23 protein-coding genes are annotated in these 22,356 nt (G+C 51.3%); all 23 read left to right on the top strand.

Features of this window, described 5'->3' with window-relative positions; translation table 11 throughout:
* Positions 1-5: 5 nt before the first annotated feature.
* The 23 genes from ACI48K_RS05240 to rpoD all read left to right on the top strand — a co-directional run bounded on the left by ACI48K_RS05240 (position 6) and on the right by rpoD (position 22,346).
* Positions 6-686, top strand: coding sequence for a response regulator transcription factor (locus tag ACI48K_RS05240; RefSeq protein ID WP_475026489.1), 681 nt, complete (start codon positions 6-8; stop codon positions 684-686).
* A gap of 4 nt (positions 687-690) precedes the next feature.
* Positions 691-1,806: a sensor histidine kinase gene (locus ACI48K_RS05235; RefSeq protein ID WP_475026488.1), complete on the top strand. Its 1,116-nt coding sequence runs from the start codon at positions 691-693 to the stop codon at positions 1,804-1,806.
* A 303-nt stretch (positions 1,807-2,109) separates the two neighbouring features.
* The gene (locus tag ACI48K_RS05230; RefSeq protein ID WP_475026487.1) at positions 2,110-3,045 is read left to right on the top strand and encodes an ABC transporter ATP-binding protein; all 936 of its coding nucleotides are present in this window, start codon (positions 2,110-2,112) and stop codon (positions 3,043-3,045) included.
* 11 nt (positions 3,046-3,056) lie between these two features.
* Positions 3,057-4,184, top strand: coding sequence for an ABC transporter permease (locus ACI48K_RS05225; protein ID WP_475026486.1), 1,128 nt, complete (start codon positions 3,057-3,059; stop codon positions 4,182-4,184).
* Position 4,185: 1 nt separating this feature from the next.
* Positions 4,186-5,337, top strand: coding sequence for an ABC transporter permease (locus tag ACI48K_RS05220; RefSeq protein WP_475026485.1), 1,152 nt, complete (start codon positions 4,186-4,188; stop codon positions 5,335-5,337).
* 274 nt (positions 5,338-5,611) lie between these two features.
* A complete protein-coding gene (locus tag ACI48K_RS05215) occupies positions 5,612-5,974 on the top strand; it encodes a histidine triad nucleotide-binding protein (RefSeq protein WP_475026484.1) in 363 nt (120 codons plus the stop codon).
* A 136-nt stretch (positions 5,975-6,110) separates the two neighbouring features.
* The gene (gene rpsU / locus ACI48K_RS05210; protein ID WP_005547957.1) at positions 6,111-6,284 is read left to right on the top strand and encodes a 30S ribosomal protein S21; all 174 of its coding nucleotides are present in this window, start codon (positions 6,111-6,113) and stop codon (positions 6,282-6,284) included.
* 15 nt (positions 6,285-6,299) lie between these two features.
* Positions 6,300-6,743: a GatB/YqeY domain-containing protein gene (locus tag ACI48K_RS05205; RefSeq protein ID WP_475026483.1), complete on the top strand. Its 444-nt coding sequence runs from the start codon at positions 6,300-6,302 to the stop codon at positions 6,741-6,743.
* Positions 6,744-7,010: 267 nt separating this feature from the next.
* The gene (gene yqfC / locus ACI48K_RS05200) at positions 7,011-7,298 is read left to right on the top strand and encodes a sporulation protein YqfC (RefSeq protein ID WP_475026482.1); all 288 of its coding nucleotides are present in this window, start codon (positions 7,011-7,013) and stop codon (positions 7,296-7,298) included.
* Between the two features lie 3 nt (positions 7,299-7,301).
* The gene (gene yqfD, locus ACI48K_RS05195; protein ID WP_475026481.1) at positions 7,302-8,471 is read left to right on the top strand and encodes a sporulation protein YqfD; all 1,170 of its coding nucleotides are present in this window, start codon (positions 7,302-7,304) and stop codon (positions 8,469-8,471) included.
* A gap of 19 nt (positions 8,472-8,490) precedes the next feature.
* On the top strand, positions 8,491-9,462 hold the full coding sequence (locus ACI48K_RS05190) for a PhoH family protein (protein ID WP_475026480.1): 972 nt from the start codon (positions 8,491-8,493) through the stop codon (positions 9,460-9,462).
* A 128-nt stretch (positions 9,463-9,590) separates the two neighbouring features.
* Entirely contained in the window at positions 9,591-11,879 is a 2,289-nt protein-coding gene (locus tag ACI48K_RS05185) for an HD family phosphohydrolase (RefSeq protein ID WP_475026479.1), read from the top strand.
* Entirely contained in the window at positions 11,851-12,348 is a 498-nt protein-coding gene (gene ybeY, locus ACI48K_RS05180; RefSeq protein WP_475026478.1) for an rRNA maturation RNase YbeY, read from the top strand. The genes ACI48K_RS05185 and ybeY overlap by 29 nt, the downstream gene beginning before the upstream one ends.
* Complete coding sequence (locus tag ACI48K_RS05175) at positions 12,348-12,719, top strand: diacylglycerol kinase family protein (protein ID WP_475026477.1); 372 nt, start codon at positions 12,348-12,350, stop codon at positions 12,717-12,719. The genes ybeY and ACI48K_RS05175 overlap by 1 nt, the downstream gene beginning before the upstream one ends.
* A 205-nt stretch (positions 12,720-12,924) precedes the next feature.
* Entirely contained in the window at positions 12,925-13,341 is a 417-nt protein-coding gene (locus ACI48K_RS05170) for a cytidine deaminase (RefSeq protein WP_475026476.1), read from the top strand.
* A 41-nt stretch (positions 13,342-13,382) separates the two neighbouring features.
* The gene (gene era, locus ACI48K_RS05165; RefSeq protein ID WP_475026475.1) at positions 13,383-14,285 is read left to right on the top strand and encodes a GTPase Era; all 903 of its coding nucleotides are present in this window, start codon (positions 13,383-13,385) and stop codon (positions 14,283-14,285) included.
* A gap of 112 nt (positions 14,286-14,397) precedes the next feature.
* Entirely contained in the window at positions 14,398-14,541 is a 144-nt protein-coding gene (locus tag ACI48K_RS05160; RefSeq protein WP_475026474.1) for a YqzL family protein, read from the top strand.
* A 36-nt stretch (positions 14,542-14,577) separates the two neighbouring features.
* Positions 14,578-15,327, top strand: coding sequence for a DNA repair protein RecO (gene recO, locus ACI48K_RS05155; protein ID WP_475026473.1), 750 nt, complete (start codon positions 14,578-14,580; stop codon positions 15,325-15,327).
* A gap of 339 nt (positions 15,328-15,666) precedes the next feature.
* Complete coding sequence (glyQ, locus tag ACI48K_RS05150; protein ID WP_475026472.1) at positions 15,667-16,554, top strand: glycine--tRNA ligase subunit alpha; 888 nt, start codon at positions 15,667-15,669, stop codon at positions 16,552-16,554.
* Positions 16,547-18,625: a glycine--tRNA ligase subunit beta gene (gene glyS, locus ACI48K_RS05145; protein ID WP_475026471.1), complete on the top strand. Its 2,079-nt coding sequence runs from the start codon at positions 16,547-16,549 to the stop codon at positions 18,623-18,625. Before glyQ ends, glyS begins: the two co-directional genes overlap by 8 nt.
* Before the next feature lie 173 nt (positions 18,626-18,798).
* A complete protein-coding gene (locus ACI48K_RS05140) occupies positions 18,799-19,260 on the top strand; it encodes a YaiI/YqxD family protein (protein WP_475026470.1) in 462 nt (153 codons plus the stop codon).
* A gap of 90 nt (positions 19,261-19,350) precedes the next feature.
* Entirely contained in the window at positions 19,351-21,174 is a 1,824-nt protein-coding gene (dnaG, locus tag ACI48K_RS05135; RefSeq protein WP_475026469.1) for a DNA primase, read from the top strand.
* A gap of 44 nt (positions 21,175-21,218) precedes the next feature.
* Entirely contained in the window at positions 21,219-22,346 is a 1,128-nt protein-coding gene (rpoD, locus tag ACI48K_RS05130) for an RNA polymerase sigma factor RpoD (RefSeq protein ID WP_475026468.1), read from the top strand.
* Positions 22,347-22,356 lie beyond the last annotated feature (10 nt).

Below are 22,356 nucleotides of genomic sequence, written 5' to 3'. Positions count from 1 at the left end.
CGCTTATGAAAATACGCGTATTGATAGCGGACGACAATTCATTTATCCGGGAAGGCATGCGGATCATACTGAACAGCTTTGAGGAGTTCGAAGTGCTGGCGACGGTCGGGGACGGACTCGAAGCGGTGGATTTTTGCAAAACGAACGAGGTGGATGTCGCTTTGCTGGATGTGCGGATGCCGAACATGAACGGTGTTGAGGCAACACGGCGGCTTGCGGCGGAAACCCGGGTCAAGCCGCTTATTTTGACGACGTTTGACGATGACGAGTACATCATGGATGCGCTGCGTTTTGGCGCTAAAGGATATTTGCTCAAAAACAACGATCCGGAGCGGATCCGCGATGCCATCAAAAGCGTGTACTACGGACATAATGTGCTGCAGGACGTTGTACTCGATAAATTAAAGTCCACTTTGGGCGAGTCCCGCAGCCAAGCGGAGGCCTGCCCTCAGGCGGCTCCTGAATCGGGGGCCGAATCTCCGCCGATTGACCTCAGCCTGTTTACCGAGCGCGAGCTCGACGTGATGTCCCGAATCGCCAAAGGATTGTCCAACAAGGAAATCGCCAAGGAATTGTTCATTTCCGAAGGAACGGTCGCCAACTACATCACTTCGATTTTGAACAAAACGGCGCTGGAGCACCGGACGCAAATCGCGATTTACTATCTGACGGGGAGGACCCGCTAAAGCCATGGAGCTGTGGAATATCGGCAATAAGCTGTTTCTGCTGTTTTTCGTGATCGCGACCGCTTATTTCACCACTTCCGAACCGTCCCCGTGGCTTGTTCTCTATTTTTTGATCTATCTGGCGCTCAATTTTTCGACCCTTTTGATCAAAAGTCGCCGTTACAGACGGGGCGCGATGATGCTTGGAATACTTTTTCTGCTGTACTGCTGGATCTATGTCCAGCCGGAATTCATCCTGCTCCTTCCGCTCAGCGGGTATGAGTTGTCTTCCGGTTATCCGGGACGGTATAACGGTTACGCGACGTTTCTCGGTTTGCTTCTGCCGCTTTGGTTCATGGACCAAACGCTCCTGGTGCTGTACGTTTTTCTGACCGTGATGAGCTTCTTTAACTTCAGATTGGCCAGGAAGTTTTACGAGAAAATGAATTTGCAGGAGGAGAGAATCGACAAGCTGCGCGCCGATCAGGAAAAGCTGCGACAAGAGCTGAACGATAATCGGGAATTTATTCGGGCCTCGGAATATACGTACAAGCTGGAGGAGCGGAACCGGCTGTCCCAGGAAATTCACGACGGTGTAGGTCACTCCATGACCGGGGCGCTGATTCAGATGGAAGCGGCCAAACGGCTGCTGCACGCCGATCCGGCTCAGGCCGAGACGCTGCTGCAAAATGCGATCGGAATCTCCAAGGAAGCGATCGAGCAAATCCGTCAAACGCTGAAAAATATGAAGCCTCCCGTCCAGCAGCTTGGCATTCATCGGCTGCGTACGATGGTTGATGCCTTCGGCAGCCAATCGGGACTGGCAACTACGCTGGTACATGGCGGAGATTTGGAGAAAATCACGCCGCTGCATTGGAAAATCATTCACGACAACGTGACCGAAGCCCTGACCAATACGGCTAAATACGCCGCGGCTACAGCCGTTCACGTCGAAATCAGGGTGCTGGGCAAGCTGGTTAAGGCCGTGGTTTCGGACAACGGGCGCGGCCAAAGCAAGGTTGTAAAAGGGCTTGGGCTGCTCGGTATGGAGGAGCGGGCCGCGGCGGCAGGCGGCACGGTAATCGCCGACGGCACCCAGGGCTTCAGCGTAACCACGCTTATTCCGTTCGGAGTTGACTAATATAAGTTCAAATATAGAAAGCATATGGCAAGAGTGTGAAGTGTTCTGGCAGAAACGGCAGTGGTCGCTTTTGTGATCGGATTTCAACTCTATCTGAATTTATTAAATCAAGAAATCCGAGAACAACAGCGATCGAAAGAACATTTCACACGGCTGCCTTTTTCGCGCAATATGGAATCAACTATAGAAATGAATAAAAACATGAATATTCTCATGGATGAAGGATGAACTTATGCACTGACATAAGGGCATCCTTTTTTTCTACAATAGCTACATGAAAGAAACGGAAACGGAGAGATGAAGATGAACGTATTGGAAATTCGCGGTCTGACGAAAAAGTTCGGCGACTTCATCGCGGTAGACAACATGTCGCTGGCGGTGCGGGAAGGCGAAATCTTCGGTTTTCTCGGCTCCAATGGAGCGGGAAAAAGCACGACGATCAATCTGGTTGCTTCGCTGCTTAGAGCCACAACCGGCGAAATTCGCATTCTTGATAAAGATATTTCGAAGCACGCACATTTCGCCAAAATGAATCTTGGTATCGTACCGCAGGATTTGGCGATTTATCAGGATATGACCGCCTACGAAAACGTGAAATTTTTTGCCGGGCTGTACGGACTTCGCGGGACGGAACTTAAAGACAGAACCGAGGAAGCACTGAAATTCGTGGGGCTTGAAGACAAGGGGAAAAGCTTCCCCAAAAACTTCTCCGGCGGCATGAAGCGGAGACTGAACATCGCCTGCGCGATCGCGCATCGACCCAAGCTGATTATTATGGATGAACCTACGGTGGGGATCGACCCTCAATCGAGAAATTACATTTTGACCTCCGTACGCAAGCTGAATGAAATGGGCTGTACGATTATCTACACCAGCCATTATATGGAGGAAGTCGAAGAGATTTGCTCGCGCATCGCCATCGTTGATCATGGGAAAATCATTGCCGACGGCACCAAGGAGCAGCTGATCGCAACAATTACCGACGTGAAGGACATTCGTATTGAGCTGAAAAAAGGCGATGAAAGCCTGATTGCTTTGCTGAAAAGCATCCCCGGGGTGAGAAAAGCCGCTTTTGAAGAAAACGTGATACACATTCACAGCGACATGACGATCGATAATTTAAGCCATATGTTAAAAGCGCTGATCGATTCCGGGGCGGTAATACGGTCGGTCGAAGAGCAGGAACCGAATCTGGAGACGGTGTTTCTGACCCTTACGGGCCGAAATTTGCGGGATTAGGGGGGAAAACGATGAATACGCTAGCCATAGCGATCAAAGAGATAAAAAACGACCTTCGGGACCGATGGACGCTTATGTTTATGCTCGCTTTTCCCATCGTGCTGATTCTGATTCTGGGCATCGCGTTAACGAACGCTTTCGACAGCACGGTCCAGGTCGGGGACATCCGAGTCGCTGTCAAGGATACCGACGGAAACGCCGCCTTATCGCAAGCCTTTGAGTCGTTTGGCAAAGAAACGGGGAAGTCGGGCATTACCTTTGTTCCGCTTTCAAGCGGGCTGAACGGCCGGACGGAAGTCGAGGAGAGCCGTTACGACGATTACGTCGAACTCACGAAGGATGGCATTTCTCTGTTTGCCGGCAGCCGCAATGCCATCGAGAGCAATATTGTCCAGGGGATGCTGAGCGCCTTCGCGGATAAGTACAATGTTTCCTATACGCTTGCCAAATTTGCGCCCGACAAAGCCGGGCTGGCTTTTTCAAGCGGAGGAGCCCGCGATTATATCAAGGAGACCTCCATCGTAAAAGACCGGCAGCCGGGAGCCATTGATTACTATGCGCTTGCGATGACCGCCATGATCGCCTTGTGGAGCGCCATTTCATCCAGCAGGCTGATTTCCGGGGAAGTTAAAAGAGGAACGGCGCCGAGATTGGTCGCCGCACCGATCGGCAAAGGCGAAATATTTGCCGGCAAAGTGCTCGGAAATATCGTTATCAATATGCTTTGCGTTCTTTTGGTCATCTTGTGCAGCAAATATGTGTTTAAGGCGTATTGGGGAGCGCACATGCCGGCTGTTCTGCTGGTGCTCTTGTCCGAAGTTGTGATGGCGGTGAGCTTGGGCCTTGCGATCAGCTATCTGCTGAAGGATACGGCTACCCGCGGCGTCATCATGATTATTACGCAGTTAGCCGCTTTTTTCGGCGGCGCCTATTTCCCGATGGGAGCGGACGAAGACTTGGGAACGGTGGGGCATATCGCCGCTTTGTCCCCCGTCCGCTGGGCCAACGTAGCCTTGACGAAAATCGTTTACGGCGGACAAATTTCGGCAATGTGGCCGGTAATCGGTTTAAATATCGCGCTTGCGGTAGGAATGCTGGCCGTGGCTGCTTTAATCATGCGGCGCAAGGAGGGACTTTGATATGATGAAGGATATTTGGTGGCTGGTCGCAACAACGCTGCGCACCACGTTCAGGAAGCGCGGCAATCTGATCATTTACCTGGGGTTGCCGTTAGCGGGGATCCTGCTCTCTACGATGATGTATTCGGGCTCTGGGTCAAACGGCCTTCGGGTTGGCGTCGTCAATAGTGACGGCGCGGAGCCGATTGCCGCGGATACGGTTTCCTTCCTGCAGCAGCTGGATAACATCAAGATTGTAAAATTGCCGGAAAACGAGCTGAAAGAGCGGCTGGCCGCGGGAGAGCTCGACAGTGGTCTTGTGCTTGGCGCGGGATATTCGGAGAGCGTGCTCGCGGGGAAGCCGGATCATATCGGAATCCAGTCGGTAAAAGGTGCACAGGTTACGGCTTATGTGAAATCGATGCTGTATAATTATATCGACAACGTTTCGGCGCTCAGCAAAGCTGCCGACGGGGACGTTTCAAAATTCCAGCGGCTGTATCAGGATTACAAGAATCCTGAGATTCGGTTGACGACGGAATCCGTCAACGATGCATCGATTACGAAGGATATGAGCTACCAATCCGTCGGATTCCTGATCATGTTCATGATGATGTCAGCCGGCAACCTCTCCGAACTGATTCTAAAAAACAGGGAGGACCGCACTTTTTTCAGAATCATCTCGTCGCCGATCAGTTCCCGGACTTACGTGATCTCCAATATTATTGTGAATTTTATTGTGATGCTGATTCAGATCGCGGTTACCCTATTTTTCCTGCGAGTCGTATTCAAGCTGGACCCTGGCGTACCGATGCTGGTGATGGGGGAGATGCTCGCTTTGTTTGCCCTGGTGTCGGTCAGCATCTCGCTCGTCATCGTGGCCTTTTCGAGAAATAGCGGGGTATCCGGAGCCATGCAAAACCTGATTTTGACGCCGACCTGCCTGCTGGCCGGATGTTTCTTCCCGATCTCTATCATGCCTGCCGCGGCACAGCGTATCGCCGACTTTTTGCCGCAGCACTGGGTGCTTCAATCGATCGAAAAACTGCAGCAGGGCGAAAGCCTCAGCGCAATCTGGTTTAACCTTTCCGTACTGCTTGCCTTTGCCGTCGTATTCTTCCTCATCGCGGCTTATAAGTTTGGAAGAAACAACGATACGAGGAATTTTGTGTAAATGGGCTGAATTCGGCCCATAACGTGATGTAGATCACAGATACAGTTTCAACCCCTTGTTATACTACAGTTGCCGACATCATATTAGCAAGCACCCCGACGGACGTATTGGTGACAGAGAAGACATTGCATTTTCGGTCCAATACGTCCGTGCGATCAGCGGACTCATTTTTGAGAAAGCAGGGTGCTTCTTTTTTTTGCCTTTTTTCGGTATGATTGAGTTACATTAGAGCTTGTTCCATAGATAGCTCCAATATCCGAGGAGGTTATTTCGAATGGAAGATTGTTTGTTTTGCAAAATTGCGGAGGGTTCGATTCCGTCAAATAAAGTCTATGAGGACGACCGGTTTCTGGTGTTCCATGATATTCAGCCCGCTGCGCCGACGCATGTGCTGATCATTCCCAAAAAACATATTTCGTCAATGAATGATGCAGGCGACGAGGATTTTGCCCTGATTGGCGAAATGCACCGAATCGCGCAGGAAACCGCCAGAAAGCTGGGGGTCGCTGAGAGCGGATATCGCCTGATCAACAACTGCGGCCCCGATAGCGGCCAAGCGGTCCATCATATCCATTATCACCTGCTTGGCGGCACAAAGCTTGGCGCGTTGGCGGGAATTTCCGATTCGTACGCCTAATATAGGCATTCGCTTGATATTTTGGAAGATAAAAAGCCGGGCATCAGGTTGACACCTTATTTCATCTTCCCCTATAATGAAATTTGATGAACCGTGTTGTGCTCTTGGACGGTCTGGTCGGAGGGAGGGAAAACTGGTGTCTGAAACTAAAGTTCGCAAAAACGAGACAATTGATGCTGCACTTCGTCGCTTTAAACGTTCCATCGCTAAAGATGGGGTATTGGCTGAGGTGAAGAAACGTAAGCATTATGAAAAGCCAAGCGTAAAGCGCAAGAAAAAGTCCGAGGCTGCTCGTAAGAGAAAGTTTTAGGAGGATTTTGTTCACATGAATCTTAGCGAGCGATTGAACGAAGATATGAAGCAAGCGATGAAGAGTCAAGACAAGTTCAAGCTCTCCACCATTCGAATGGTTCGTGCTACGATGAAAAATCTTGAAATAGATTTGAAAAGACCTTTGAACGATAATGAAGTGCTTGATATCCTAAGTCGTGAAATCAAACAGCGCAAAGATGCCCTCCAAGAATTTGAAAAAGCGGGTCGAGATGATCTTGCCTCACAAGTTAAAGCGGAAGCGGAGATCCTTGCTGAGTACCTTCCCGAACAGCTAAGCGAAGAAGAAATTAAAGTCATTGTACAGCAGACCATCCAGGAAACCGGTGCTTCTTCGAAAGCCGAAATCGGGAAAGTGATGAGTGCGCTGATGCCCAAGGTCAAAGGCCGGGCGGACGGCAAGCTTGTAAACCAGACGGTTCAACAACTTTTGCAATAGCTAAACACAGCGAACACCTTCTACCATGTAGAGGGTGTTTTTTCATTTTCCCGAAAGAGTCAGGGATAATGTCCAAATGGCAAAATCTTCTAACCGCCGCGTCTCTCAAATTCGGTACCCTGCCCATTAACCTTTCCCTTCGCAACAGTGCATAAAAAACAGTACTAGTACAGTTTTACTCCAAGCGGTATTTGCCCCCTCTCCCTTTCTCATAAATCGGAAATCCCCCGCATAATTTGTACAGTAGAGGAAGGAGGATTGCCTCATATGAGCCGCTTTGTCCGCAAAATACGCAAATGGACGGTTGGTGCCCTCGATCTGCCGAGTGACCTTGTATACGATTTGCCCAGGCTCACCTTGATTGGAGGTAAGCAGCTATACATAGAAAATCACCGGGGAGTGATCCACTTCTCTCCCGAGGAGCTTCATCTTGAGCTAAGCCAAGGCCGGCTTGAGGTGGAAGGAAGCAATCTTGTCATTAAGACGATTATGCCGGAAGAAGTCATTGTGGAAGGACAAATATCCGGAATCAAATATCGAGGAACGGAGGAATAATCCATGAAATCACCGGCACTATCTTTTTTTCGCGGCGTAGTTACGATTGCGGTTCGCGGCAAGTCGGTTGAACGGCTGATCAACGAGTTATCCAGGCATGGGATTGAAATATGGAATGTCAGAGCTTTGCCGGATGAACAGATGGAACTCAACGTGCAGGTCGCGGATTTTTTTAAGCTGCGCCCGCTTTTGAAGGGGACAGGCTGCCGGATGAGGATAAAAAAACGCTCCGGCTTCCCTTTCATTCTCGCCCGTTTGTGGCGGAGAAAAGGCTTTATCGCCGGCTTCGTTTTGTTTCTTGCTCTTATTTTCTGCCTGTCTTCCCTGGTCTGGGACGTTGAAGTGAAAGGCAATCAGAAAATCGCTTCCGATGATGTTTTAAAGGCGGCGCGACAGGAAGGGATCTATCCGTTTCAGTGGATTTTTCGGCTCCCCGCGCAGGACAAGCTCTCCATGGATTTGACCCGCATGCTGCCGGGGACGTCCTGGGTGGGGGTGACCCGCTCCGGCACGCGGATTACGATACAAGTGGTGGAGGCTACCGATCCCCAAAAACAGGAGCTGCTTAGTCCACGGCATCTGGTCAGCAAGACCGATGCGGTGGTTACCCATATTTATGCGGAAAAAGGCCAGCCGGTGGTGGATCGGAATGATCGGGTCAAAAAAGGCCAAATTCTTATTTCCGGCATTCAGGGCGGCAAGGGCGTCGTATCCAGAGGCGTGGTAAAAGGTATCGTCTGGCATGAGTACAACATCGTGGTGCCTTTAATCCAGAAACAGCAGGTTTACACGGGAAACCGTAAGCAAAAAGGCTATCTCTATTTCGGAAATACGGCGATTCAGATATCCGGATACGGCAAGCTGCCGTATGCCAAAGCCGAAACGCTAACCGAGCTCGATCCGCTTACCTGGCGGGGTTATAAGCTGCCCATCGGCTGGATGACCGAAAACGTGCTGGAGAAGACGCAGCTTGAATGGAAACGGACTCCGGAACAGGCTGAAAACGATGGCATCGAGCGGGCGAAGCGGGATATTTTGGCCAAGAACGGTGCAGACAGCGTGATTTTGAATCAAAAAATTTTGCATGAGAAGACGGACAATGGTAAAGTTTATATGAAAGTGCATTTTGAAGTAGAGCAGAACATAGCGGAAGAACTTCCGATAGTACATTGATCAAGGAGAATGAGGCTATTTGTCAGAACAACTGGTGAGCATCAAAATACCGCTGGCCAACGCGGGAGAGGGACTGGCTTTGTTCGGCCCTCGAGATGTATTTTTGAAATTGATCGAAGAGAATCTGAATGCAGGGATTGTTCTGAGGGAGTCCGAGATATCGATCCGGGGCGAACACCGCGAGGCGGAGAAGGTAGGGCAGTTGTTCGAAGTGCTGCTCCAATTAATCCGGAACGGGTATATTCTAACCGAAAGAGATGTGCTGTATGCCATCGATCTGGCCAAGGAATTCCGGGCCGATCAGCTGCTTGATCTATATAAAGGCGAAATTGCGGTGACTTACCGCGGCAAGCCGATCCGGGTAAAAACGATCGGACAAAAGCATTACGTAACGACGATTAAGAAACGGGACATTGTTTTCGGCATCGGTCCAGCTGGGACGGGCAAAACCTATCTGGCGGTCGTTTTGGCCATAACGGCGCTGAAGGAAGGTTCCGTTAAGCGCATTATTTTGACCCGTCCGGCGGTCGAAGCCGGAGAAAGCTTGGGGTTCCTGCCGGGGGACCTGCAGGAGAAGGTTGACCCTTATTTGCGCCCGTTATACGATGCTTTATATGACGTCATGGGTCCCGAACAGACCGCGAAAGCGCTGGAACGGGGCTTGATTGAAATCGCTCCGCTCGCTTATATGCGCGGCCGGACTTTGGACGATTCGTTCATTATTTTGGACGAAGCGCAAAACACAACGCCGGAACAAATGAAAATGTTCTTGACCCGGCTTGGTTTTGGCTCGAAAATGGTCATTACCGGAGATGTTACGCAGATTGACCTGCCCAAAGGCAAAAAGTCCGGGCTGATCGAAGCGAAAAGTATCCTTGAAAAGATCGAGGAAATCGGCTTCGTTTATTTCAACGAATCGGATGTTGTTCGCCATTCGCTTGTACAGAAAATTATTGTTGCTTACGACCGTGCTGCTGAAAATCAGGGTTAATGATCCAGCCCCCGGACCCTCCCGCCAGGGAATCTTCGCGGCGATACACATTCGCTGTCGCTTTGAGCCAGAAGAATGATGCGGAGAAGGGTTTGCCGGGCTTTACATTTTTCAGGAGGCTGTCTTTTATGACTACTAACGATCAGCGCAGAAAGACGTTTCATACCAAAACAGCAGGCTGGAAGCATAGCGTATCGGTTCGATACGGCCTGTTTGTGTTGCTTGTCATCATGTTCTACGTCAGTCTGGCGCCAAAGCTGCTGCCCGAGACCTATGACATCGCCGTGGGAATGCCCAGCGAAAAAGAGATTCTGGCGCCGATGGAAATTCCGAATACCAAAGCTACGTTAAAAGCTCAGGAAGACGCCGCCGAAAAAGTAGGGCAAATCTATACGATACTTCCTCTCCGCAATGAGGTGCTTGTCGGCCAAATGCTTGACCGCATTTTTCGGCTGAATCAGGACGATCAGGTGTCGACGGAAGATAAGATTAAAATTTACCGTGAGGAGTTGCCTCAGCGCGTAAAGGACCATATTCAGAATTTCATCATGAACAACCGGGGGTCAAGCGCTTACTCCTCGACGTTGTTCCAGGAAGTGACCCAACGGATCGACGAGCAGCAATACCATATTTCCGAGGAAACGTTTATTAAAATTCCAACCTTGACGCCGGAGGATATCAACGAAATGAAGCCGGTGGCGGCGGATATTGTTGCCCGGCTCATGACGGACCAAATCGTCGACGCTCAGACCGCCCGGGCGAAAGTTGCGGAAATGGTAAGCACCAGCTCGCTGAGCAAGCGGACATCCCGTGAGGTTGTTCAGGAATTGGCCCGCCTGTCGATTACGGCCAATAAATTTTATGACGAAGAAGCGACCAAGGCCGCGAAGGTGGACGCACGGGAGAATACGCCTACCGTTTTTATTAAACAGGGTGATGTGCTTGTTAATAAAGGCGAAAAAATTACCCAGGAAATGTACACGCTGCTGGAAAAAAATGGCCTGCTTAAGGATGAAGTCAACTATTCGCCGCAGTTTGGGCTGATTTTGCTGTCCACGCTTATGGCTATCGGTCTGATTATGTTTATCCGGCAATCGGAAGGCGTCAGCCGCTTTAAGTACAATAACGCGCAGTTCGTCATGCTGCTGCTGATTTTTCTCATTACGATCGCGTCTATGCATGTAATCAATATCGTTCAGGATGAGCAGCGTCCGTACATCGGTTATTTGGCTCCGGTCGCAACGGGAGCGATGCTGATCACACTGCTGCTGGACTTGTCGCTGGCATATATTTGCTCGATTCTGTTCAGCATACTGGCCAGCATTATTTTGAACGTCCATCAGGGACAGATCTTTGATTTTCAATTCGGCCTTTTTACTTTCGTGATTTCGTTTGCGTCGATCTTCGCGATCCACCGGGCGAGTCAGCGTTCTACACTGCTGAAGGCAGGCATTATGATTTGCTTGTTTGGTTCGCTGTCCGTATTTACGCTGATTCTGATCAACAACAACGGCTGGACCGAGTCCAGCACCTTGTATGCCGTTGGCTTCGCGATTGCCGGAGGTTTGCTGACGACCATTCTGGTCATCGGCCTCATGCCATTCTTCGAAGTGACCTTTGGCATTTTGTCGGCATTGAAGCTGGTCGAGTTGTCCAATCCGAACCATCCATTGCTGCGCAAGCTGCTTACGGAGACGCCGGGAACGTATCATCACAGTGTCATGGTCGGCAACCTGTCGGAAGCGGCGGCGGAGGCGATTGGAGCCAACGGACTTCTGTGCCGCGTCGGCTCGTATTATCATGATATCGGCAAAACGAAGCGGCCGAGCTATTTTATCGAAAACCAGAACAATATGGAAAACCCGCATGATTTCATCGATCCGAAGCTGAGCAAATCGATTATCATCGCGCATGCACGGGATGGCGTCGAGATGCAGAAGGACTATAAGATTCCGAAGCCGATTCGGGACATCGCCGAGCAGCATCACGGAACGACGTTCCTGAAGTTCTTTTATCACAAGGCGCTGCGTCTGGCCGAAGAACAGGGGATTGAGCCCGATTTCACCGAAGCGGATTTCCGGTATCCGGGACCAAAAGCACAGTCCAAGGAAGCCGCGGTGGTGGGTATCGCCGACAGTGTGGAAGCTGCGGTGCGTTCGCTGCGCAAGCCGACGGTAGAGCAGGTGGAATCGATGATCGAAAAGATCATCAAAAGCCGCCTCGACGACCATCAATTCAACGAGTGCGACTTGACGATGCGGGAGCTGGATCTCGTAGCCCAGACCTTGAAGGAAACGGTAATGGGCATTTTCCATTCGCGGATCGAATATCCGGAAGAAATCAAGAAAAGCAAAGAGAGCGAAGATACGGACAGGGGGCAAGATTTAAATGGGCCTACAACTGGCTTGGAACAATGAACAAGGGAAAATGGAGATCGGCGATGATTTAATCTCTTTATTGGATACGCTGCTGCAAAAAGCGGGCGAAGCCGAGGGGATCAGCGAGGGAGAGGTTGCCCTGACGTTCGTCGATGACGAAGCGATCCACGAGCTGAACCGGGATTACCGGGGGATCGACCGCCCGACGGACGTGCTGTCCTTCGCTATGAACGAATCGCTGGATGATGAACTCGATATCGTGTACGAATTGGAAGAGGACGAAGAACTGAATGATCTGCCGGATGTGCTGGGCGATATTATTATCTCGGTGGATCGCGCCAAGGCGCAAAGTGAGGACTATGGTCACTCTATCGAGCGGGAGATCGGATTTTTGTTCGTGCACGGATTTTTGCATCTGCTCGGCTACGATCATCAGGATCCGGCGAGCGAAGCGGAAATGATGGGTAAACAGGAAGCCGTGTTGGCCCAGGTAGGTCTTGTACGCTGATGAAACCGCGGGGGAAATGGAGCGACACGTTTCGGTACGCCCTTGAAGGGATCGCCGCCTCGCTGAAATCAGAGCGTAACTTGCGGTTTCACACCTTTGCGGCGGCTGCCGTCATGTTGGCCGCTTTCTTTTTCCGGCTCCCGGCTAGAGATTTCGCCATTCTCCTGCTGGTTATCGCGCTCGTGATTTCCCTGGAACTGATAAACACCGCGATTGAAGCGGTCGTGGATCTCGTGACCCTGGAGCGTCATCCATTGGCTAAAAAGGCCAAAGATGCCGCGGCCGGGGCTGTACTGGTCTCCGCCGCGATTGCGGTTGTGGTCGGAATCCTGCTTTTTTACGAGCCGGTCACGACCTGGCTCGGTTTTTGAGAAGTTGAACAATGAGAAGTAGGGTGGCAAAAGTGTGAAATGTTCTGGAAGAAACGGTAGTGGTCGCCTTTGTGACCGGATTTCCTCCTTATCTGAATTAATATAATTAAAGAAATCCGGGAACAACAGCGATCGGAAGAATATTTCACACGGCTGCCTTTATACGCTCGATCTTCAATCAACTTATATAAAGGAGCTGATGAGCTTGGAGCATACTGAACTGCTGAAGGAAGCCATTAAGGCGCGTACCCGTGCTTATATTCCCTACTCGGGTTTTGGCGTTGGGGCGGCCTTGCTGGACCGGGACGGCCATGTGCATCATGGCTGCAACATCGAAAATGCGGCTTACAGTCCGACGAACTGTGCGGAACGGACCGCTTTGTTCCGGGCCATCGCGGACGGCCAGCGGCCGGGAAACTTTCGGGCGATTGCCGTGGTTGGCGATACCGATGAGCCCATCGCGCCGTGCGGCGTATGCCGGCAGGTGCTGCTTGAGCTGTGCGGACCGGATATGCCGGTCATTCTGGGAAATCTAAAGGGGAATATCCGCGAAACTACCGTTGGAGAGCTGCTTCCTTACGCTTTTGGTTCTTCCCAATTAAACGAAGGGGACAACGGGTAACCTATCTACATAGGCACTATACAGGAAAGGAAACAAGTGAAATGGCAAAATCCAAATTCAAATCCGGTTTCGTCGCGATTGTTGGTCGGCCCAATGTGGGCAAATCCACGCTGATGAATCATATCATCGGCCAAAAAATCGCGATTATGTCGGATAAGCCGCAAACCACGCGGAATAAAATACACGGAGTGTATACTTCCGAAACCATGCAGATCGTGTTTCTCGATACGCCGGGGATCCATAAGCGTCAATCCAAACTGGGAGACTACATGAATAATACGGCCCTAAACGCGCTTGGGGAAGTTGAAGCCGTTTTGTTCCTGGTGGACGCAGCCGAAGGGCTCGGCGGGGGAGACCGTTTTATCATCGAGCGATTGAAGGAGGTCCATACGCCGGTAATTTTGGTGCTTAACAAAATAGACCGCGTCGAACCCGAGCAACTGCTGCCGATGATCGAGGAATATCGCAAGCTGCACGAATTCACGGAAATCGTGCCGATATCGGCGATGCACGGCAACAACGTGAACACGCTGCTCGAGCAAATCGGCAGATATTTGCCGGAAGGACCGCAATATTACCCGGAAGACCAAGTAACGGATCATCCCGAGCAATTCGTGTGCGCCGAGCTCATCCGCGAGAAGATCCTGCATCTGACGCGCGAGGAAGTTCCGCATTCCATCGCCGTGACCATTGAGGACATGCGCGTTCAGGAAAACGGCGTCGTTTATTTGTCCGCCGTCATTTTTGTTGAACGTGACTCGCAAAAAGGCATTATTATCGGCAAGCAAGGGGCTTTACTGAAGGAAGTCGGCAAGCTCGCCAGAAAAGATATCGAAAACCTGCTCGGCTCCAAAATCTTCCTCGAGTTATGGGTCAAGGTGAAAAAGGATTGGCGCAACCAGGAGCGAATTCTCAAGGATCTCGGCTTTCACAAGGACGCTTAATCATTCATTCAATTTCTGTACTGCCAGTTATTGCAACGCATAGTTCGCGATTGCGGGCGCATCCTATTCTTTGAAGATGCAGGCGTCATTTCCGAAGAAAGGGTGAATACGAATGCGAGATTTTTCGTGGAAGTATTTTGCAATAACTGGAGATGTCGATGCTTATATGTTATACAAAGAAGCCGGCGCCAGCGGCAATTCGAATGAGGAGACTGCGGCGGCGGAAGAGCTGATCGCGGAAGAAGAGGCTGAATAGCTCCGCGGAGGAAGAAGCCAGGTTGGGGGAAAAGGCATGCTCTACAGGGTGGAAGGAATCGTCATCCGCAGCATGGACTATGGCGAAGGCAACAAGATCATTACGCTTTGTACGGAGAAAAACGGAAAAATCGGGGTGCTGGCCAGGGGGGCCAAAAAGGTAAAAAGCCGCCATGCGGCGCTTACTCAGCCGTTTACTCTTGGGGAATATGTTTTTTTTCGGCAAAATAGCGGTCTAGGCACTTTGAATCAAGGTGAGATTATCGAATCTCACTTTTCTTTGCGTGAAGACTTGTTTATGGCCGCCTACGCTTCTTATGTCTGCGAGCTGCTGGATCGGACGCTTCAGGACGAAGAGGTCGGCAGCTTCTGGTTCACGCAGCTAAAAGCGTGCCTGGAAGGGCTTGAGGCGGGAAAGGATCCGCAGATCATCATTCATTTGTTCGAAATGAAAATGCTGCAGGCCGCGGGTTACGGTCCTTCTTTCGAAAGCTGCATTTCCTGCGGAAAGCAGGAGGAATCGACATGGGTCAGTCCGCGCCTCGGAGGGAAGCTGTGCGCGAGCTGCAGGCATCACGATCCGGCGGCTATGAAAATCTCGCCAGGAACGTATAAGCTGCTTGCGCTGTTCGAGAGAATGGATATTCGAAGATTGGGGAATGTTGAAGTGAAAGAAGCCACCAAGCAGGAGCTTAAAACCGTTATGCGCGCTTTTATGGATGCGCAACTTGGGCTGAAGCTGAAATCGCAAAATTTTCTGGACCAGTTGGACAAATACGAGATTTGACGAACTTCATAAAATCATTTATTATAGAAAACAATCTCTCCTTAGGGAGACCACGCGTTGAACGGGAATAGTAATGAGGTTTCAAAGCCGTACTAGCGAGCCGGGGGTGGTGAAAGCCCGGTCGGAGGAACTCATGAATGGCGTCCCAGGAGCGTGAAATGAACGTGAAAAGCGGATTTGCGGGGTCTTTGATCGCAAATCAAGTAGGGTGGAACCGCGGGAACTTACAGCTCTCGTCCCTATGTCTGGCAGCAGGCGTAGGAGACGGGAGCTTTTTCGTCTTTGGCCGGCTGAACCAATTGGCAAGCAGTTCACAAAGGCGCAAAGGAGATGTGGTTCATGAATTTTCAACAAATGATCTTGACCCTGCAGCAGTTTTGGGCCGAACAGAATTGCATCGTCGTGCAGCCGTATGACGTCGAAAAAGGCGCCGGAACGCTGAACCCGATGACTTTTCTCCGCTCGATCGGACCGGAGCCGTGGAACGTGGCTTATGTAGAGCCTTCCCGGCGTCCGGCGGACGGACGTTATGGGGAGAACCCGAACCGTCTGTATCAGCATCATCAGTTCCAAGTGATTATGAAGCCTTCGCCTGACAACATTCAGGAGATTTATCTGGAAAGTCTGAAACGGCTCGGCATCAATCCGCTGGAGCATGACGTCCGTTTTGTCGAGGACAATTGGGAGCATCCGGGGCTAGGCGCTTGGGGACTTGGCTGGGAAGTATGGCTGGACGGCATGGAAGTTACCCAGTTTACTTATTTCCAGCAAGTTGGCGGAATCGAAACGAATCCGGTCGCCGTGGAAATCACGTACGGAATGGAGCGGCTCGCTTCTTACATTCAAGATAAGGAGAATGTGTTCGAACTGGAATGGGTAGCGGATACGAAATATGGCGACGTGTTCCATCAAGCCGAATTCGAGCATTCCAAATACACGTTTGAGCTCTCCGACGTAAAAATGCTGTTTACCCTGTTTAACATGTACGAGCAGGAAGCCGGCAAAGCGATGGAGCAGCACCTGGTTTTCCCGGCTTACGATTATGTGCTGAAATGTTCGCATACGTTTAACCTGCTGGACGCCAGAGGGGCGATCAGCGTGACGGAACGGACGGGTTACATTACCCGCGTGCGGAATTTAGCCCGCCAGGTTGCGGCTACGTATCTGGAAGAACGCGAAAAGCTCGGCTTCCCGATGCTTCAGAAAGGGGGAGTATCCCGTGGCTAAGGATTTTCTGTTTGAGATCGGTCTTGAGGAGATGCCTGCCCGTTTTATTCGCGCGGCTGTAGAGCAATTAAAGGACCGCACGGTCAAATGGCTGGAGGATTCCGTCATTTCATATGGGGAAGTGAACACCTATGCGACGCCTCGCCGTCTCGCCGTGCTGATCAAGGATGTCGCCGAGAAACAGGCGGACGTGCATGAAGAAGTCAAAGGACCTTCCCGTAAAATCGCTTTGGATGAAAACGGCGAATGGAGCAAGGCCGCTCTCGGATTCGCACGCAGCCAGGGCGCCAGTCCCGAACAGTTTACATTCAAAGAGCTTGGCGGCACGGAATACGTGTACGTCAGCAAAAGTACGACTGGCGTTGAAACGATGGGCATTATCGGGGAAGGCCTGCTCGGGATTCTCCATGCAATGAATTTTCCGAAAAATATGCGCTGGGGCAGCTACGACTTCAAATTCGTGCGTCCGATCCGCTGGATCGTCGCTTTGTTCGGCAGTGAAGTTATCGATCTGGAAATCACCGGAGTCAAGTCGGGCAAGGTGACGCGCGGTCATCGTTTCCTCGGAACCGATACCGTCATCGAAGCGCCTGCGGCTTACGTTGAAGCGCTGCGCGCGCAGCATGTCATCGCCGACGTCAATGAGCGCCAGACGCTCATTCAGCGGCAAATCGACGCTTTGGCCAAGGAAAAAGACTGGCATATCGCCGTAAAGGAAGACCTGCTGGAAGAGGTCCTGTTCCTCGTTGAAACGCCTACGGTGCTGTTCGGGGGCTTCGAGGAATCGTTCCTGCACATTCCGCAGGAAGTGCTGATCACGTCGATGCGCGAGCATCAGCGGTATTTCCCGGTATTGAATAAACAAGGCGGCCTTCTGCCCTATTTCGTGACCGTGCGCAACGGAGAGAACAGCTCGCTGGATATTATCTCCCGCGGGAACGAGAAGGTGCTGCGCGCACGCTTGTCGGATGCCAAGTTCTTTTATGAGGAAGATCAGAAGCTCCCGATTAAGGACGCTTTGTCCAAGCTCGAAAGCATCGTGTTCCATGAAGAACTCGGAACGGTCGGAGATAAGGTTCGCCGCATCCGCAAAAATGCAGATAAACTCGCGGTATTGGTTGGAGCGGACTCGGCCACGGCCGAAGCGGCTTCCCGCACGGCGGAAATTTGCAAGTTTGACCTCGTGACCCAAATGGTCTACGAATTTCCGGAACTGCAAGGCGTAATGGGTGAGGATTATGCCCGTAAAGCCGGCGAACCGGAAGCGGTGGCCAAAGGGATTTTCGAGCACTACCAGCCTCGCTTTGCGGACGACGCGGTACCCGCTTCTCTGGTGGGTTCGATCGTCAGCATCGCCGACAAAATCGATACGATCACGGGCTGCTTCTCGATCGGAATCATTCCGACCGGTTCGCAAGATCCTTATGGTTTGCGCCGTCAGGCGGCGGGCATCGTACAAATTGTATTGGAACATAAGCTGTCCATCGGGCTGTCTGACATCTTCGCCCTGGCTTTGGATACACACGAGGAGCTGCGCGGCTTAAAACGCGGAAAAGAAGAAATTCTGCGTGATTTGACCGACTTCTTCGGCCTCCGCGTCAAAAAGACGCTGTCCGATTCGCTTCGCTATGATGTCGTCGATGCGGTTATCGCGGCGGGATATAATGATGTCGTATTGATTGTGGAACGCGGAAACGCTCTGATGGAAGCCGTCCTTTCCGGGGATGAGTTTAAGCTCATCGTTGAATCGTTTGGCCGCGTAAGCAATTTGGCGGCGAAAGCCTCCTCCGAAAAAGTCCGCTCCGATTTGCTCGCTGAACCGGCGGAGAAAGAGCTGTACGAAGCTTGGCGTTCGATCACCGGCAGCTACAATGAGATCCTGAAAGCCCGGAATGCGGCCGAAGCTTTGAAGCTGATCGGCGGCTTGAAGCCTTCGATCACAAACTTTTTCGATGCGGTCATGGTCATGGCGGAAGACGAAGCAATTCGGGTGAACCGCTTGGCGCTGCTTGCTGCGATCGATGAAGATCTTAAAGCGTTCGCCGATTTTGGTAAACTTGTTTGGGCATAATTAAACAAGAGGATGTTTAGGTGTGGTTTAAGTTAGGCACGGGTGAGATTTGGGTTTCGACGAGGCCGCAGCCGTTTGGCTGCGAGGCGCGATTCCGTAAATCTCGCCTTTTGTCCCTTGCCACACTTTATTTGCGGGCACGCCAATAATTTTCCTGGAAAGGGCGGGAATTGATGAAAGCCAGAATCGTCGTTGACGGGGATTCCTGTCCGGTCAAGGCGGAAATTGTCGAAACGGCGCACCTTTTTGGCGTTCAGGTGCTGATGGTTTCTTCCTATGATCATGTGCTGCGGCCGGAGGAAGGAGTCCTGGTGATCCAGGTGGACCGCAGCCAGCAAAGCGCCGATTTATATATTGCGAACCATATCGCGACCGGAGATATCGTGGTCACTCAGGACTACGGACTCGCAGCTTTGGCGATTGCGAAGGCTTGTCATGTTTTGTCTCCCCGCGGCGAACAATATCACTCCGGAAATATCGATTATTTGCTTGAAAGGCGGCATCAACACGCAAAAGCTCGGCGGGGCGGGCATTATTTCAAAGGCCCCAAGCCCTTCACCGAAGCGGATCGTGGGCATTTTGCGGACATGTTGTCAAAACTTTTGCAACATTTGCAGGAGAATGTACAGTTTTAGCGAATTACTATTTACGTGTCATAGAGGAACTCAAAATGTCTCGGAATTTGACTTTTGAATTCGCTCTAGCGAAAGATGAAGGTGGTTTGGATGAGTACCGGACGCGGCAGCATTCCGGAGGAAGTCATCGAGGCAGTCTTGCGGCAGCATGATATTGTCGATACCGTCAGCAAGCACGTTCATCTGACGAAACAGGGCAAGTACATGAAGGGGCTTTGTCCGTTTCATTCGGAGAAAACGCCTTCGTTTACGGTTACGCCCGAGCGGCAAATTTTCCACTGTTACGGTTGCGGCAAGGGTGGAAATGCCATTAAATTCAGAATGGAAATCGAAGGATTATCCTTTCCCGAAGCAGTTCGAATGATGGCGGAAGAAGCCCATATCCCCTTTGAGGATCAAGCCGGCCGTCCGGCCGACTCGCCGCGAAGTCGGGAGATGGAACAAATGCTGCAAGCCCACGAATGGTCCTCCAAGTTTTATCACTTTTTGCTTAAAAATACGGAGTATGGCAAACCCGCCATGGAATATTTGAAGGCAAGAGGTTTCACCGACAAAGCCATCGACACATTCCAGATCGGGTACGCTCCGGCAAGGTGGGATACGCTCCTTCAGTTTTTGGATAAGCGTTCCTTCGACCTCGCGGCCATGGAACAAGGCGGATTGTTGTCATCGAAACAGGATGGCTCAGGCTATGTCGACCGTTTCCGCGACCGTGTCATTTTTCCGCTTCATAATCGGAACGGCAAGGTCATTGCTTTTGCCGGGAGAGTTCTGGGCGAAGGTCAGCCGAAGTACCTGAATTCACCGGAAAGCAAGCTGTTCAGCAAAAGCCGGACCCTTTACAATCTGCATCAGGCCAAATCGGAAATCCGAAAATCGCGGCAGATCGTTTTGTTCGAAGGTTACGGGGACGTGATCAGCGCTTGGGAAGCCGGAGTGCACAACGGAGTAGCTACGATGGGCACCGCCCTTACGGAAAGCCACGCTTCGATGATGCGGGGACTCGCCGATGAAATCATCGTCTGCTATGACGGAGACAACGCTGGACAAGCCGCTGCGCTGAAGAGCATTCCGATCTTGGAGGGGCTTGGTTTTCAGACGAAAATTGCTCTGCTCACCGAAGGGTTGGATCCCGACGAATTCGTGCAAAAGTACGGAGCGGAAAGATTTAGGCGTCAAATATTGGATGGCGCTGTTTCATCCGTCAAATTTAGGCTTATATATCTGAAAAAAAACCATATACTGCTAGAAGAAGACGGAAAGGTCGCCTATATCAAAGAGGCGATTCCCATTATCGCGCCGCTCGCTTCGCCGACGGAACGGGAAATTTATCTGAAGGAATTATCCGCCGAATTACAGGTTTCCTTCGAAAGCTTGAAACAGGAATGCAACGAATACCGCATGGCTATGCAAAAAAAGGCAGTCGAAGGGGATAATAAGGCCGAAAGGTGGAATAATGGTAGGCATAAAAAAGGGCAGGCTTCGATGCCGGCTCTGCTGCCAGCTTATCATGTGGCGGAACGGAGATTGCTTTCTTTTATGCTCCAGGATGAAGAGGTTGCCCGTTATGTGGGCGAGCATCTTGGCGAGAACTTTAACATCGAAGATCATGTGGCGATCGCCGCTTATCTATACGCCTATTATGCACAGGGGAAACCCCCGGATGCAAGCCGGTTTATCGCGTCGCTCCAGGACGAACGACTGGAACAAACGGTCATTTCCATCGCGATGATGGACACGACCGCGGAGTGGAGCACTCAGGAACTGGACGACTGCATACGCGAGATCAAAAAAGTACCGCTGCAGAAAGAAATCAAACGTTTGAGAGAAGAGTTCGTTTCCGCGGAAAAATCCGGAAATGCTTTGCGCGCGGCACAAATTGCTAGTGAGATTATTGCCCTAGAGAGACAGTAAGACGACGGACTTTCGGTGAGTTTCTAGGGAGGAGGGAGCCCAGAATGACGAATGAACAGCATACTGAACTAGAAACTGAATTAACGCTTGAACAGGTGAAAGAACAACTGATTGAACAAGGGAAGAAAAGGTCTTCGATCACCTATAAAGAAATTATGGAGAAGCTTTCGCCTTTTGATCAGGACCCAGAACAGATGGACGAGTTTTTTGAACAATTGGGGGACCTGGGAATCGACGTGACGGGCGACAGCGACGAGGAATTGACCCGGCGCAGAGGCGACGACGATCAGGGCGGCGATGACGATTTCGGGTTTGACGATGATTTAACGTTGCCGCCGGGAATCAAGATCAATGATCCGGTACGGATGTATTTGAAGGAAATCGGCCGGGTTCCGCTGCTTACGGCGGATGACGAGATGGAGCTCGCCAAACGGATCGAAAATGGGGACGAAGAGGCAAAACGCCGGCTGGCCGAAGCTAACCTTAGACTCGTGGTCAGTATTGCTAAACGTTATGTCGGACGTGGCATGCTGTTCCTCGATTTGATCCAGGAAGGCAATATGGGTCTGATCAAAGCCGTTGAGAAATTCGATCATAAGAAGGGCTTTAAATTCAGTACCTACGCAACATGGTGGATCCGCCAGGCGATTACCCGGGCTATCGCCGATCAGGCGAGAACGATACGGATTCCCGTGCATATGGTGGAAACGATCAATAAACTGATTCGGGTCTCCCGCCAGCTGCTGCAGGAATTGGGCCGCGAACCGGCGCCGGAGGAAATCGCCGCCGAGATGGAGCTCAGCGTAGAGAAAGTCCGGGAAATCATGAAAATTGCCCAAGAGCCGGTTTCGCTCGAAACTCCGATCGGGGAAGAAGACGATTCCCATTTGGGCGACTTTATCGAAGACCAGGAGGCGTTGGCCCCGGCCGATGCAGCTGCCTATGAGCTCCTTAAGGAACAGCTGGAGGACGTTCTGGACACCCTCACGGAACGGGAAGAAAACGTACTCAGACTCCGCTTCGGACTGGATGACGGGCGGACGAGAACACTGGAGGAAGTCGGTAAAGTGTTCGGCGTAACGCGGGAGAGAATTCGTCAAATTGAAGCGAAAGCGCTCCGCAAGCTGCGCCATCCAAGCCGCAGTAAACGGTTGAAGGATTTTCTCGAATAGGCGTAAGACG

The sequence above is a fragment of the Paenibacillus terrisolis genome (assembly GCF_056171975.1).
The sequence above is the reverse complement of the archived record's forward strand: the minus strand, read 5'-3'. Positions and strand labels throughout refer to the sequence as shown.